The 13,993-nt window shown below is 47.0% G+C and carries 11 protein-coding genes; 8 read left to right on the plus strand and 3 right to left on the minus strand.

Annotated features, from left to right (window positions below; genetic code table 11):
- Positions 1-45: 45 nt before the first annotated feature.
- Genes ACO0KY_RS02050 through ACO0KY_RS02060 form a run of 3 tightly spaced genes read right to left on the minus strand, consistent with a single transcriptional unit; the run spans position 46 to position 3,469 of the window.
- Positions 46-1,209, minus strand: a complete 1,164-nt coding sequence (locus ACO0KY_RS02050; RefSeq protein WP_186911132.1) for an ABC transporter permease — start codon at positions 1,207-1,209, stop codon at positions 46-48.
- The gene (locus ACO0KY_RS02055) at positions 1,206-2,039 is read right to left on the minus strand and encodes an ATP-binding cassette domain-containing protein (RefSeq protein WP_423043798.1); all 834 of its coding nucleotides are present in this window, start codon (positions 2,037-2,039) and stop codon (positions 1,206-1,208) included. The genes ACO0KY_RS02050 and ACO0KY_RS02055 overlap by 4 nt, the downstream gene beginning before the upstream one ends.
- On the minus strand, positions 2,036-3,469 hold the full coding sequence (locus tag ACO0KY_RS02060; RefSeq protein WP_186911130.1) for an alpha/beta hydrolase: 1,434 nt from the start codon (positions 3,467-3,469) through the stop codon (positions 2,036-2,038). Before ACO0KY_RS02060 ends, ACO0KY_RS02055 begins: the two co-directional genes overlap by 4 nt.
- 417 nt (positions 3,470-3,886) lie before the next feature.
- On the opposite strand from ACO0KY_RS02060, the gene ACO0KY_RS02065 reads away from it, so the two are divergent.
- The 8 genes from ACO0KY_RS02065 (at position 3,887) to ubiB (ending at position 13,988) form a co-directional block, all read left to right on the plus strand.
- Positions 3,887-7,864 carry a DUF3683 domain-containing protein gene (locus ACO0KY_RS02065; protein WP_423043801.1) on the plus strand — a complete coding sequence of 1,326 codons (3,978 nt, stop codon included), beginning with the start codon at positions 3,887-3,889 and terminating at the stop codon, positions 7,862-7,864.
- Positions 7,861-8,304, plus strand: a complete 444-nt coding sequence (locus ACO0KY_RS02070) for an HIT family protein (RefSeq protein ID WP_423043803.1) — start codon at positions 7,861-7,863, stop codon at positions 8,302-8,304. The genes ACO0KY_RS02065 and ACO0KY_RS02070 overlap by 4 nt, the downstream gene beginning before the upstream one ends.
- Before the next feature lie 11 nt (positions 8,305-8,315).
- Complete coding sequence (locus ACO0KY_RS02075) at positions 8,316-8,732, plus strand: gamma-butyrobetaine hydroxylase-like domain-containing protein (RefSeq protein ID WP_186911128.1); 417 nt, start codon at positions 8,316-8,318, stop codon at positions 8,730-8,732.
- Positions 8,733-8,880: 148 nt separating this feature from the next.
- A complete protein-coding gene (locus tag ACO0KY_RS02080; protein ID WP_423043805.1) occupies positions 8,881-9,387 on the plus strand; it encodes an energy transducer TonB in 507 nt (168 codons plus the stop codon).
- 368 nt (positions 9,388-9,755) lie between these two features.
- Positions 9,756-10,490: a bifunctional demethylmenaquinone methyltransferase/2-methoxy-6-polyprenyl-1,4-benzoquinol methylase UbiE gene (ubiE, locus tag ACO0KY_RS02085; RefSeq protein ID WP_186911126.1), complete on the plus strand. Its 735-nt coding sequence runs from the start codon at positions 9,756-9,758 to the stop codon at positions 10,488-10,490.
- Positions 10,491-10,611: 121 nt separating this feature from the next.
- Entirely contained in the window at positions 10,612-11,538 is a 927-nt protein-coding gene (locus ACO0KY_RS02090; protein WP_422992000.1) for a Tim44 domain-containing protein, read from the plus strand.
- Positions 11,539-11,853: 315 nt separating this feature from the next.
- On the plus strand, positions 11,854-12,426 hold the full coding sequence (locus tag ACO0KY_RS02095; protein WP_186911245.1) for a ubiquinone biosynthesis accessory factor UbiJ: 573 nt from the start codon (positions 11,854-11,856) through the stop codon (positions 12,424-12,426).
- Positions 12,423-13,988 (plus strand): ubiquinone biosynthesis regulatory protein kinase UbiB, encoded by a 1,566-nt coding sequence (ubiB, locus tag ACO0KY_RS02100; RefSeq protein ID WP_422992002.1) that lies wholly within the window; start codon positions 12,423-12,425, stop codon positions 13,986-13,988. The genes ACO0KY_RS02095 and ubiB overlap by 4 nt, the downstream gene beginning before the upstream one ends.
- The last annotated feature ends 5 nt before the right edge of the window (positions 13,989-13,993 follow it).

A 13,993-nucleotide genomic window follows, 5' to 3' on the forward strand; every position in this document is an offset into this window, starting at 1 on the left:
ATTGATCATTGTTGATCAATGGGGTTTTTCATGTCACCTAATGCTCTAACTCATCACCACTTTACGCATTTTTTGTGCAATATAGGCAAGGCTAAGGAATGTCAATCCAGCACATACGAACAAAGCAATGGTAACTGTCAGATAATTCAATGCTTCCCCGCGCAAGACCTGATTCATCATTTGATTTTGCGCCAGTACCGGAATCCATTTGAACCACGCTGGCTCTCTTCCTGGAAACATGATGGGTATGAGTGAAACGAAAGGAATAAACATGGACACGATCTGGTTTCTGACTTGTGCCTCTTTGTAACTTTTACAGTCAAGCGCAACGGCAATTTGCATCGCTGCGACGCTCGCTGCCAGAGGTATCAAAATCATCAGAAAAAACATGGCGTCTTTAAAATTAAACTGAAACTCAGCCCTTAAGGTGTCATTTTTGATCAGCCATTGCGATGGAAAAAAGCTCGCTATTGTCAATATAACGACCCCCACACCCACCAGCGCAACAGCACTCCATTTACCGACCGCCAGTTGCCACCCATTGACCGGATTCATCATCAAAGGCTCGAGTGATCCGCGCTCACGTTCTCCGGCGGTCGTGTCGATTGCTGCATACATGCCACCAACAACAATCGCCATCAAAACCATCATCGGCAACATCTCAGTTACTGAAGTTTTTCGTTCTTCCTGTTTTTGTAAATACCGCTCTTTCACCTCTATCAATTGCAGCAGTTCGGATGAAATGCCACGCATGGTCAGCCCCATTAACATGACTTCCTGATTATAACTATCGAGCAAATGCCGTAGTGGACGGACACCAAATTCTGCGTTCCGATTCGAGGTATCGTAGGCGACTTCGAGATTCACTTTTTCACCGTGTGATAATTTTTCTTCAAAGTCAGCGGAAATGATCAGCACAGGTTGATCAATTTCTTTACTGCGCGACTTTGCTTCGTAATCAACAGGAGCAGTTTTAATCTGGTATCCCTGACGCAAAATAAAATTTTCTAACTGCGGTGCGTATTGCATACCGACCGCCAGCACCTGTCGCTTATCTTCTTGTGATTCGACTTGTGAAAGCACGGTAGAAAACACCAGCAATATTAACGGTGCGCCGAGTAATGAGCTAAACAACGCCGTCATTAAGGTCCGGCGATCACGCAACGCATCTTTTAGCTCTTTCCGGATGATAGCCAGCAACGCTTTCATTGATGACCTCCTTGAGTCAAGTTCTGCTTTTCTAAAAATGCTAAGCGCACGAAGGCGTCCTCAAAATTCGCCTCATTAGCCTGTTGCATCAATTCTTCTACACTGCCACGCGCCACATTGCGGCCCTGCGCCACGATCACGACGTCATCGCACAGACGCTCTACTTCTTGCATGATGTGAGTAGAGAAGATGATACATTTTGCACCGCCTTCCGGAGAGCGCAACCAGCGCAAGAATTCACGTAATGCCCGTGTGGCCACGACATCAAGTCCATTGGTTGGCTCATCGAGAATAATGTTTTTAGGATCGTGGACTAAGGCGCGTGCCAAAGCAGTTTTCATGCGTTCGCCCTGACTAAAGCCATCTGTGCGGCGATCCAATAATTGCCGCATATCCAGCCATTCGGCGAGCTGCTCCGTACGGTGAATAGTCATTTCCTGTGTCATGCCGTGTAAAATGCCATAGTAGTGGATGTTTTCACGTGCAGTCAGACGTGGATACAAACCACGGGCGTCAGATAATACGCCCATTTGCGATTGCGTCGATGACACGCCAGCCCGTACCTGAACACCATCGACCATGACGTCTCCCATATCGGGTTGCAACAATGCAGCCACCATACGCAATGTCGTGGTTTTACCTGCGCCATTGGCACCAAGTAAGCCTGTGATCGCGCCATCATTTGCGGTAAAGTTCACGCCATTGACGGCATAGACAACTTGCTCAGTTTTCTTTTGCAAACCAATCAGGCGTGTGAGGTCACGCAAGTTTTTAATGCTGGGGTTGTCGTGGCGGACAAATTTTTTATGTAAGTCATTGACGATAATCATGGTTGTTGCTCCTTAGATTCCTGCAACGGTTGCCAGGCTAAAGGGCGGGGTATAGGTCGCACGCAACTACTATCAATTTTCAGAGCATCACTATTTTGTTTCGTATTCAAAAAACGGTACACAACATCGCGTACACAACCTTGTGCCATCAATCCGTGCCCGGCATTGTTCAAAGTGACATGGATGGCATTTGCACCCAGTGCTGTTGCTACCGCCGCGCCATGACGTATTGGTGTCACCGGATCAATCCCACCGCTGAGCAAAAGCACAGGTGACTGTGCAGGGGGGATGGTGAAAAATTCTGGCGGAATTGTTGCGCGCGGCCAGTTTTTACACGTGCGCTCATACATGTGATTCATCATTTGTTCAAACTCATCTTTAGCCGGTGGCAACTGATGAGAGAAAGCTTCAGAACACCAGACAGAAAAGTGCATGCCATAATTAATTGAGCCTGGGCCAGGTAAATTGGTGGCACCGCTTAAAGTCACCAACGCTTGATAATTTCCATGTTCTGCCTGCGTAATTGCATAAGGCAAAGCACTAGTAGTCGTCGATGTGTATAAAGTTTTATGCACCAGACTCAGCAATAACTCGCGGCGCATTTCAAAGTTCAATGGCGTGCCTAAGCGTGGATGAATGACACTGATTTGTTTAGGCATACTCGCCAACAAATGCTGCCATCGATGCGCCAGATTTGGGTAGCTGGCATTACATGCAGTTTGCTTTGCACAATCCGCAAACACGCCATCAAGTGCCGCCTGCGCATCGCCCGATGGCAAACTCATCTCTGGTGGCACCACGCCATCAAGTACAACACGCTTCACTGATTGCGGAAACTGCCGCATATATTCAAGGCCAACCCGTGTGCCGTAGGATGCACCCACCAGATTAATTTTGTCGTAGCCTTGTTGCTTTCTGACCGCTTCTAAATCTTGCACCGCGATGCTGGTGCTAAAAAATCGTAAATCACCGTAAGGAAGCTTTTTTAACCGTGCCAGGCATGCCTCGGTTTTTTTCAGCATCTGATCTTCATTCTCGACATCAGCGGCGTTTTCAACTTCAGGACAAGCCAGCGATGCACTGCGCCCAGTACCGCGTTGATCAACAAACACGATATCACGACGTTTGTTAAGGCGACTCAGTATTGCTTGCCCAAAACTGGCGACATTGATTGCGCTTTGCCCAGGACCACCAGCGAGTAAAAATATCGCGTCTTGTAATTTATTTTTATCTTGCGATGGCAAAATGACATACTGAATATCGATTTTTTTTCCAGTGACGTCATCTGGATTTAAAGGCCGCTCGACTTTACCGCAACGAAGTTCTTGCGGAAAATCAGGCAACCGACATGGCGTAATTTCTGCATGTACTGCACCACACAATAGCAACCCTGATAATCCAAGCAGCCTACGGACAACATCTTTTAACAAAGTGATCCCCTGGTAAAAAAATAACGGAGTGACAGTGTAAAGCCAAGCTTGCACTATGTGTCAAATAGTACATACAAATTTCTGTGCTTGCACAATCACTTATCCCAGATGTAGACAGGTTTTACATGTTTTTAGACATTAAGATGCGCAAGTTTTAATAGGCTTCATAATTTGCATTGCTATCTTGCAACTAAAGACGGTTTTTGAAAATAAATCGTACATTTCCCCGAATAAGCTTTGGAAAATTGCCACAAATACCTATCATTGCCTTACAAACTTCAAGGCTGTTGCCGCATGGTGCATCGCAATACGCTAGAATGAGTCTTTAAATCCAGGACTGATACCACGCCGACTCAGTAAACCGCGGTTTGCTGAACTTTCAGGTATTGGTCTGCAATCCGTCTAACCACGTCTCTGATGAACGCTCCAGCCCACATTCAGGCCTTGCTTGCAGATTCGCCGCAAGGTGCCGCACCGACCCGTGTCCGGGAAATTCCGTATAACTACACCTCGTTTTCTGATCGCGAAATTGTGATCCGCTTGCTCGGCGAAGATGCCTGGCAATTGTTGGATCAATTACGTGGCAAACGTCAAACAGGCCGCTCCGCACGCATGTTGTACGAAGTGCTGGGTGATATCTGGGTGGTGCGTCGCAATCCGTATTTGCAAGACGATATGCTGGATAATCCTAAGCGCCGTCAGGATTTGATCGACGCTTTAAATCATCGTCTGGCAGAAGTCGAAAAACGCCGCGTCAACACAGCGAATGACGACGATGCGGAACGCAGCAATAGCGTAGAAACGCTAGTGCAGGCAGCGCGTAAAGCGGTTGCCGATTTTTCTAAAGAATTTCGCGATACCTACGATTTGCGTAAAAAAGCGAATCGCTTATTGTCACGCTATACAGCCAAAGACAATATCAAATTTGATGGCTTAAGCCGTGTTTCACACGTGACTGACGCAACCGACTGGCGCGTCGAATATCCATTTGTTGTGTTGACGCCGGATACTGAAGATGAAATGGCTGGTCTGGTCAAAAGCTGTATCGAACTGGGACTGACCATTATCCCTCGCGGCGGTGGCACAGGTTATACCGGCGGCGCGATTCCATTGACGCCCATGTCGGCAGTGATTAATACCGAAAAATTAGAACAACTCGGCGAAGTTGAAATGACGCGCTTGCCAGGTGTCGATCGTGATTACGCGACGATTTATTCCGGTGCTGGCGTGGTGACCAAACGGGTTTCTGATGCCGCTGAAAAAGCGGGATTTGTGTTTGCCGTTGATCCTACTTCTGCTGAAGCTTCATGCATAGGCGGCAACGTCGCCATGAATGCCGGTGGTAAAAAAGCGGTGTTGTGGGGCACGGCACTCGATAATCTGGCTTCGTGGAAGATGGTTGATCCAAATGGCGATTGGCTGGAAGTTACGCGCCTGGAACACAATCTGGGCAAGATTCACGATGTTGAACTTGCCAAGTTTAAACTGGAATGGACACACCCCGGTGAGAAGCAGCCTTTCAAAATCGAACAACTCGATATCAAAGGCCGCGTCTTCCGCAAAGAAGGTCTGGGTAAAGACGTTACCGATAAGTTTCTTGCTGGTTTGCCTGGTGTGCAAAAAGAAGGCTGCGACGGCCTGATTACATCGGCACGCTGGATTTTGCACAAGATGCCAAAATACGCACGTACTGTTTGTCTGGAATTTTTCGGTCAGGCACGTGACGCGATTCCTAGTATCGTCGAAATCAAAGATTACCTCGATGGCGAAACTAAAAAAGGCGGTGCGATTCTGGCTGGCCTGGAACATCTGGATGAACGTTATCTGCGTGCCGTTGGTTACACCACCAAATCCAAGCGTGGTGTATTGCCTAAGATGGCGCTGTTTGGTGACATCGTTGGTGACGATGAAAACGCGGTAGCGCAAGCAGCGTCGGAAGTGATCCGCATTGCGAACACGCGTGTGGGCGAAGGTTTTGTGGCAGTAAGTCCGGAAGCACGTAAAAAATTCTGGCTCGATCGCGCAAAAACGGCCGCTATTTCCAAACATACTAATGCGTTTAAAATCAATGAAGACGTGGTCATTCCGCTCGATCGTATGGGCGAATATACCGACGGCATTGAGCGCATTAATATCGAATTGTCGATACAAAATAAACTCGCACTAGTTACGGCTTTGCAAGAGTTTTTTGCCAAACCACATTTACCGCTAGGTAAAAACGAAGATGCAGAAGCGGATGAAATTTCCGCTGAAGAAATGCTGGAAGACCGGGTTAATCAGACCGAGGTCTTGCTGAAACAAACGCAGGCACGCTGGACTTACCTACTGAACAATCTGGACAAGCCCTTGGCTGAAGCAAAGGCAGATTTGCTGGAACTCGGTCTCGATAAGCTGGCATTTGTGTTTGATGAAAGATTACAACGTCAGCCAGATGCCAGCGTATTTTCTATCGTTCAGGATCGCACTGTTCGCATTTCATGGAAAACCGAAGTGCGTGCGCATTTACGCCAGATATTTAATGGTGCAGCGTTTAAATTAATTCTCGATGAGTGCGTAGCACTTCACAAGAAAATTTTGCGTAGCCGCGTGTTTGTCGCTTTGCATATGCACGCAGGCGATGGCAATGTACATACTAATTTGCCAGTTAATTCTGACGACTACGACATGCTGCAAGTCGCGCATCATGCGGTAGCGCGCATTATGGTCTTAGCACGTTCGCTCAATGGTGTGATCTCGGGTGAGCATGGCATTGGTATTACCAAGCTGGAGTTTTTGACCGAAGACGAAATCAAAGATTTCCGTTCGTATAAGTTACGCATTGACCCTGAGGGCCGCTTCAATAAAGGTAAATTGCTGAACCTGCCGGATTTTGCTGCGGATTTACGCAATGCTTACACACCTTCATTTGGCCTGATGGGGCATGAATCTCTCATCATGCAGCAAAGCGATATTGGTGCGATTGCGAATAGCGTGAAGGATTGCTTACGGTGTGGCAAATGCAAACCAGTGTGTGCGACGCACGTGCCACGGGCGAATTTGTTGTACTCGCCACGCAATAAAATCCTGGCGACATCCCTGTTAGTCGAAGCCTTTTTATACGAAGAACAAACCCGCCGCGGTATTTCGATCAAACATTGGGATGAATTTTCTGATGTGGCTGATCATTGCACGGTATGTCATAAATGCGTGAACCCATGCCCGGTCGATATCGACTTCGGTGATGTGTCGATGAATATGCGCAATCTGCTGCGTAAAATGGGTCAGAAAAAATTTAATCCAGGTACTGCTGCGTCGATGTTCTTTTTGAACGCGACGGATCCGGCGACGATTAATATGACTCGCGAAGTAATGATAGGCTGGGGCTACAAAGCCCAACGCTTTGGTCATGATTTGCTGAAAAAATTTGCCAAAAAGCAAACCAAAGCACCGCCGGCCAGCGTCGGTAAAGCACCGATCAAAGAGCAGGTAATTCACTTCATCAACAAAAAAATGCCGGGCAATTTACCCAAGAAAACTGCGCGCGCATTGTTGGATATTGAAGATGACAAAGTAGTGCCGATTATTCGTAATCCACAAACGACCAATGCAGATACAGAAGCAGTATTTTATTTCCCAGGCTGCGGTTCAGAACGTTTGTTCTCACAAGTTGGTTTGGCAACGCAAGCGATGTTATGGAATGTTGGCGTGCAAACCGTACTGCCACCAGGCTATTTGTGCTGCGGTTACCCGCAACGTGGTAGCGGCCAGTTCGACAAAGCGGAGAAAATGATGACCGATAATCGCGTCTTGTTCCACCGCATGGCCAATACGCTCAATTATCTGGATATCAAAACCGTCATCGTGTCATGCGGTACTTGTTACGACCAATTGTCGACCTATGAATTCGATAAGATTTTTCCGGGTTGCCGTATCGTTGATATCCATGAATATCTGATGGAGAAAAACGTCAAACTCGAAGGCGTCACTGGTACGCGTTATATGTACCACGACCCTTGCCATACGCCAATGAAATTGCAAGACCCATTGAAGACCGTGAATGCCTTGATTACCGGCAGCAATGGCGATGTCAAAATCGAAAAGAATGATCGTTGTTGCGGTGAGTCTGGTACCTTGGCAGTGACGCGTCCGGATATTTCTACACAGATTCGTTTCCGTAAAGAGAGCGAAATGACCAAGGGCGCAGATAAGTTGCGTGCCGATGGATTTACTGGCGATGTCAAAATTCTGACTTCGTGCCCGTCGTGTTTGCAAGGTTTGTCACGTTATAACGATGACAGCAATACCGACGCTGATTACATCGTGGTTGAAATGGCCAAGCATATTCTGGGCGAAAACTGGATGCCAGAATACGTTGCCAAAGCCAACAACGGCGGTATAGAAAGGGTCTTAGTGTGAGTATTGACGGTAAAGAAGTGCGGTGCGAACTCTGCGATAGTAGCCGTGGCGATGTGATTGTCAGTAACGCTCAGTTGCGCGTTATTCTGGTTGATGATGCAAATTATCCGGGATTTTGTCGTGTGATCTGGAATGCACATGTCAAAGAAATGACGGACATGAGTGATGCTGACAGAGGGGCTTTGATGCAAGTCGTATGGCAAACTGAAGCCGTGGTTCGAGAAATCATGCAGCCGCATAAAATCAATCTGGCTAGTTTGGGTAATATGGTTCCACATGTCCATTGGCATGTGATTCCACGTTATACCGACGATGCGCATTTCCCAAATCCAGTATGGGCGGCAGCAAATGCTAGCGCACCTGAAGTCAGCACCGTAGATGCACGGCGCAAACTCTTGCCGCAATTACGCGCAGCGATACGCGCTAAACTGAACAACTGAAACTGCAAACGATGAGTCACGACAAACCACAACCTACCGCCCTCAATGCACGTACTCAATCACGCGTGCTCGAAATTAGTTTTGACGACGGCAAAGCATTCTCTATCCCGTTTGAACTAATGCGCGTTTATTCTCCATCCGCTGAAGTCAAAGGGCATGGCCCAGGACAAGAAACCTTGCAAACCGGTAAGCGCGATGTGGGATTGATCGGCATAGAGCCAGTTGGCAATTACGCTGTAAAGCCAATGTTCTCTGATGAACATAGTTCGGGTATTTTTACCTGGGATTATCTGTATTGGTTAGGCGATAATCAGGCGCAGCTATGGCAAGACTATTTGCAGCGCTTGCAAGCCGCAGGATACCCGGATGAAACGGGGCGCGATGCACCTATGCAAGCAAAGGCGAGTTCTTGTGGTCACTCGCATTAGTCTATTGATAGCGATTGAATGATTTTTACTTTAAGTTACCAGATAGATGATTTTAGGGTCAGCGTCATGTCGGCAAGCGACGTTAACCGTATCAGTTCTAACTGATTAACAATAACTTAAAGGTCAGCGTTTTTTTCTGGAGACAATCATGAAAAAGCGTTTCATCATCGCTACGATGTCGGGTTTGCTGAGCGCCTGCGTTAGTCAATACCCGAATGATTTCTATACCAGACCGGCTCCCTTGCCCTCGGGTACTTCCGGTCGCAACATGGAAGTACAAAAAGCATCAAGTAGTACGCGCTCTGTCGCAGATTCTGTTGATAACTACAAAGTAGAAATTGCCAGCAAAATAGCGCAAATGAATGCCAATTTTGTGTATGTCGGCAATCCACAAGCGATGCTCCGTTCGGTCGTCGTTGTTCATTATGTGTTGGCGGCAGACGGTCGCTTAGTCAAGGCTGAAATAGTCCGCAGTAATCAGGATAAGTATGCGGAAACGACGGCGCTCGCTAGTCTGCAAAATAGCGCGCCATTTCCAGCTCCAAATCCTCGGTTATTACGAGGCGGTCGTTTTGATGTTTCCGAAACCTGGCTGTTTAACGACGATGGTCGCTTTCAATTACGTAGTATCGCGTTGCCTCAAGCAAGCGAATAAAGCTTAACTCAATAACATGAAATCCTCGGATTAACATGAGCATCAGAGTGATTGATCATGCGCAAAAATAGTGTCTAAGAAACCTTCTTCCGCAAGCGGGAGGAGGTCAGAGACGAGGGCAGGGACGAAGGGGCGTGATATACAGGGAGCTAAAAAAGCTGATAGATAAAGCTTTTCTCGGCCATTAAGTTTTTGCCTCGGCTCTCACGACAGGTCAAATTTTGTCCCTCATTGTTAACAAATCTGCGCGCCGTGATAGCTCATACAAAGGAATAATATTGTATTAATTGCAATTTTATTCCTTTCCAATTGATGCCTTTCGCAACTACTTCCCCTATAATGCCGCATCCCATAGGAGTCTTGAGATCATGAGCAATACTACCCATTTCGGTTACACCACAGTCGAAGAAGACCAAAAAGTGCATAAAGTTGCCGAGGTATTTCACTCGGTTGCTGCCAAATACGACATCATGAACGATGTAATGTCTGGCGGCTTGCATCGCATCTGGAAGATTTTCACCGTCGCCCAGGCTGGCGTGCGCCCGGGCTTCAAAGTGCTCGATATCGCTGGCGGCACTGGAGACCTGACCAAAGAGTTTGTCAAACAAGCTGGTAAGACGGGCGAGGTCTGGCATACCGATATTAATGAGTCCATGCTGCGAGTTGGACGCGATCGCCTCTTGAATAAAGGCTTGATTACCCCCACCTTGCTCTGTGATGCCGAAAAGTTACCATTTCCTGATAACTATTTTGATCGCGTCACGGTGGCCTTTGGTCTGCGCAACATGACACACAAGGATCAGGCTCTGGCAGAAATGCAGCGTGTATTAAAACCGGGTGGAAAATTATTAGTTTTGGAATTTTCTAAGGTTCCTGATGTCTTACAAAAACCGTATGACTTGTACTCATTCAAAATCTTACCTTGGATGGGGCAAAAAATTGCAGGAGACGCCGAAAGTTATCGTTATCTGGCGGAATCCATACGCATGCATCCGGATCAGGAAACCCTGAAAAACATGATGGAAACTGCTGGGCTTGAAAAAGTTCAGTATTTCAATTTAACAGCTGGCGTGGCAGCTTTGCACACTGGCATTAAGCTGTAGCAGCATACCTGTTGTGTGCTGCGAGAGGAATCTCAGCTTAGTTTGCAGGATAATTTGCGACTTAGTTCGCAATTTAGTTCGCAATTTAGTTACTACTCAGCACTCTGAAGGAATGAACAAAATGAAAAAATTTTTAATCGCCATGGTAATGGTTGCCAGTACATTGGCAATGACGATGCATGACGCCGACGCAAAACGCATGGGTGGTGGTGGCTCTGTTGGCCGCCAGTCAAACAATGTGTCTCGTCAGGCAGCACCGGCGACACCGTCCAATACCAATAATCTGAATCAACAACGTCCGGCTGCGCCTGCAGCGGCTCCGGCGGCACCACAAGCACCTGCTGTGCCGCCTAAGCCAGCCAGCCCTTGGAAAGGTATTGTTGGCGGTCTGGTTGGCGGTGCCTTGTTGGGCGCAGCTTTGTCACACTTTGGCTTTGGTGGCGCGGCTGCCGGTATGCTGGGTTCCTTGTTGACGTTTGCCTTGATCGGTCTGGCGATTTTCTTTGTCATTCGCTTATTCCGCGGCAACAATAATGCCCCAAGCTCTGTATCACGCTTTGATCAGCCTGCGTATGCTGGTATGAGCAATACTGCAACGCCTGAGATCGGTTCGCGTATTGACCCGCAACCTATGCAAAGTGCTGCTGCAGCGCCAGTATCGGCTGCAACCTGGAGTATTCCGGCTGATTTCGACGTACCAGCATTTTTGCGCAATTCAAAAACCTACTTTATTCGTTTGCAAGCCGCGTGGGATAAGGCAGATATCAATGACCTGCGTGAATTCACCACACCGGAAATGTATGCTGAATTGAAATTAGAAATTCAGGAACGTGGTACAACGGCAAACGTTACCGATGTCGTATCTATCGATGCTGAATTGCTGGGAATCGAAAATACTGGTAATGATCATCTGGCCAGCGTTAAATTCACAGGCATGATCAAAGAGGCACAAAACGCACCGGCAGAACCATTTACGGAAGTCTGGAACTTGACTAAACCAGTCAATGGACAAGGCGGTTGGGTCTTAGCAGGTATTCAACAGCTCTGATCAAATACACTTATCCTGACGCAGATCGAAGATCGAAGATCAAAGATCAAAGATCAATAATTCGATTAGCTGTTAAACTTGAGACCGCCCGCAGATTTGCCGGGCGGTTTTTTATAGGGCTTATACAAAAATAGCGTTGTCTTAGTGGTTTTTTGGATAACATGGGTGTTAAGACATTGTCGGTCCTGCTACAACGCTCATTTTGCATAATTCTTGTTCCAACTGAAAATAAGCATTTCTGTTACACCGTCTTAGCCAACAACGTAGCAGGGCTTATCCTCAGGAACCATTTTGCTATCGTCTTTTCAACCCGATATGATCTCAAGCGCACCCTTTATTAATCATTTGCTGGCACAAGAAAAATGGGCCAGAGATAAACTTCTTCCGCACGCTGGAAAAATCGCTTGTATTGATATACAAGTAATGCAAATACGCTTAAAAGTGGCTGCGGATGGCTTATTAGAAAATGCTGAAGCATCCACCACACCTGATGTGACGATACGCGTTAAACCCAGTGATTTACCCTTGATGGCACAGAATCGCGAAAAAGCCTTTTCGTATGTAAAAATCGAAGGCGATGCTGACTTTGCCAATACAATTTCTTATGTAAGTCAAAATTTACGCTGGGAAGCCGAGTCAGATTTAAGTAAATTGTTCGGTGATGTCGCGGCTGTGCGTATGGTTTCTGGAGCTAAGTATCTGGCCAAAACTGCACAAGAAACGCATCAAAAAATCCAGGAAAATCTGGCGGAATATTTTCTCGAAGAAAACCCTTTGCTGGTACGCCCAGCTGAAGTAAATTCTTTTGGAACTCTGATAAATAAAACTCGCGATGATGTTGAACGTTTGATCAAGCGCATCGAAAAACTAGAAAGGATGCGTGGATGATTTTCAAATTTTTGCGCTTAATAAAAATAGTCCGTGTAACGCTGCGTTATGGTATCGACGAGATTGCGATCTCGGGTCTTAAAATTCCTCGCACTGCAAAATTCGTAGAAACCTTGTTGTTCTGGCGTGATTTATCCGCGCCCCGGGGCGAGCGTCTGCGCAAGGCGTTAGAAGATCTGGGACCGATTTTCGTTAAATTTGGTCAGGTGCTTTCAACACGTCGTGACTTGATGCCGCCAGATATCGCTGATGAGCTATCTAAGCTGCAAGACCGCGTTCCGTCATTTGATCCTGATCTGGCGATTGCCCAAATAAAAAAATCGCTAGGCGCGCATCCGGATGAATTATTTGCCAGCTTCGAGCGCATTCCCGTCGCTTCTGCATCGATTGCTCAGGTTCACTTTGCCACGCTCAAAGATGGACGTGAAGTGGCCGTCAAAGTTCTGCGTCCTGGTATGAAGGACACGATAGATAAAGACGTTGCCTTGATGCAGGTGGCCGCTGGGTGGTTAGAAACCTTGTGGGCAGATGGCAAACGCTTAAAAGCGCGCGAAGTGGTCGGCGAGTTTGACAAATATTTGCACGACGAATTGGATCTGATGCGTGAGGCTGCCAATGGTAGTCAGTTGCGCCGTAACTTCCTGGATTCTGACTTACTGCTGGTGCCCGAAATGCATTGGGATTATTGTTCATCCTCTGTCATTGTGATGGAACGGATGAAGGGTATTCCGATTTCGCAAACAGAACGCTTGCGCGAAGCCGGTGTTGATATGTCAAAACTATCGCGTGATGGTGTGACGATATTCTTTACGCAAATTTTTCGTGATGGTTTTTTTCATGCTGATATGCACCCCGGAAATATTCTGGTGTCGACCGATCCGGCAACGTTTGGTCGTTATATTGCACTCGATTTTGGTATCGTTGGTACCTTGAATGATTTTGACAAAGACTATTTATCGCAAAACTTTTTAGCGTTTTTCCGTCGCGATTATAAGCGCGTTGCTGAAGCGCATATTGAGTCAGGCTGGGCGCCAAAAGAAACCCGCGTAGACGAATTAGAAGCGGCGGTACGTGCTTGCTGTGAACCGATTTTTGATCGTCCATTGAAGGACATTTCATTTGGACAAGTGCTATTGCGCCTGTTCCAGACATCACGTCGCTTCAATGTTGAGGTTCAGCCGCAATTGGTGTTGCTGCAAAAAACTTTATTGAATATTGAAGGACTAGGACGGCAGCTGGATCCCGATCTGGATTTATGGAAAACCGCGAAACCTTATCTGGAACGCTGGATGAATGAGCAGGTAGGCTGGCGCGGTTTGTTGGATAAACTGAAAGCAGAAGGTCCACGTTACAGCCATATCTTCCCGCAGTTACCACGTCTGGCGCATCAGGCATTGACCAGAATTGGCGAGCGAACTGACAATTCAGACGCATTAAATGCATTGCTGATTGAACAGCGTCGCACCAATAATCTATTGCGCGTGATCGTCTATTTTGGTGCTGGATTATTCATCGGTATTATTGCCGCACAATTATTGCTGCATTTTTATTTCGTCGAATAAGCGGA

The sequence above is a fragment of the Undibacterium sp. Dicai25W genome, assembly GCF_049340505.1.
GTDB classification, from domain to species: Bacteria; Pseudomonadota; Gammaproteobacteria; order Burkholderiales; family Burkholderiaceae_D; genus Undibacterium; species Undibacterium jejuense.

What these genes read in the sequence shown, in the direction of transcription:
- ACO0KY_RS02050 (WP_186911132.1), bottom strand. Translation starts at nt 1,209, where the DNA reads ATGAAAGCGTTGCTGGCTATCATCCGGAAAGAGCTAAAAGATGCGTTG.
- ACO0KY_RS02055 (WP_423043798.1), bottom strand. Translation starts at nt 2,039, where the DNA reads ATGATTATCGTCAATGACTTACATAAAAAATTTGTCCGCCACGACAAC.
- ACO0KY_RS02065 (WP_423043801.1), top strand. Translation starts at nt 3,887, where the DNA reads ATGAACGCTCCAGCCCACATTCAGGCCTTGCTTGCAGATTCGCCGCAA.
- ACO0KY_RS02075 (WP_186911128.1), top strand. Translation starts at nt 8,316, where the DNA reads ATGAGTCACGACAAACCACAACCTACCGCCCTCAATGCACGTACTCAA.
- ACO0KY_RS02080 (WP_423043805.1), top strand. Translation starts at nt 8,881, where the DNA reads ATGAAAAAGCGTTTCATCATCGCTACGATGTCGGGTTTGCTGAGCGCC.
- ubiE (WP_186911126.1), top strand. Translation starts at nt 9,756, where the DNA reads ATGAGCAATACTACCCATTTCGGTTACACCACAGTCGAAGAAGACCAA.
- ACO0KY_RS02090 (WP_422992000.1), top strand. Translation starts at nt 10,612, where the DNA reads ATGAAAAAATTTTTAATCGCCATGGTAATGGTTGCCAGTACATTGGCA.
- ACO0KY_RS02095 (WP_186911245.1), top strand. Translation starts at nt 11,854, where the DNA reads ATGATCTCAAGCGCACCCTTTATTAATCATTTGCTGGCACAAGAAAAA.
- ubiB (WP_422992002.1), top strand. Translation starts at nt 12,423, where the DNA reads ATGATTTTCAAATTTTTGCGCTTAATAAAAATAGTCCGTGTAACGCTG.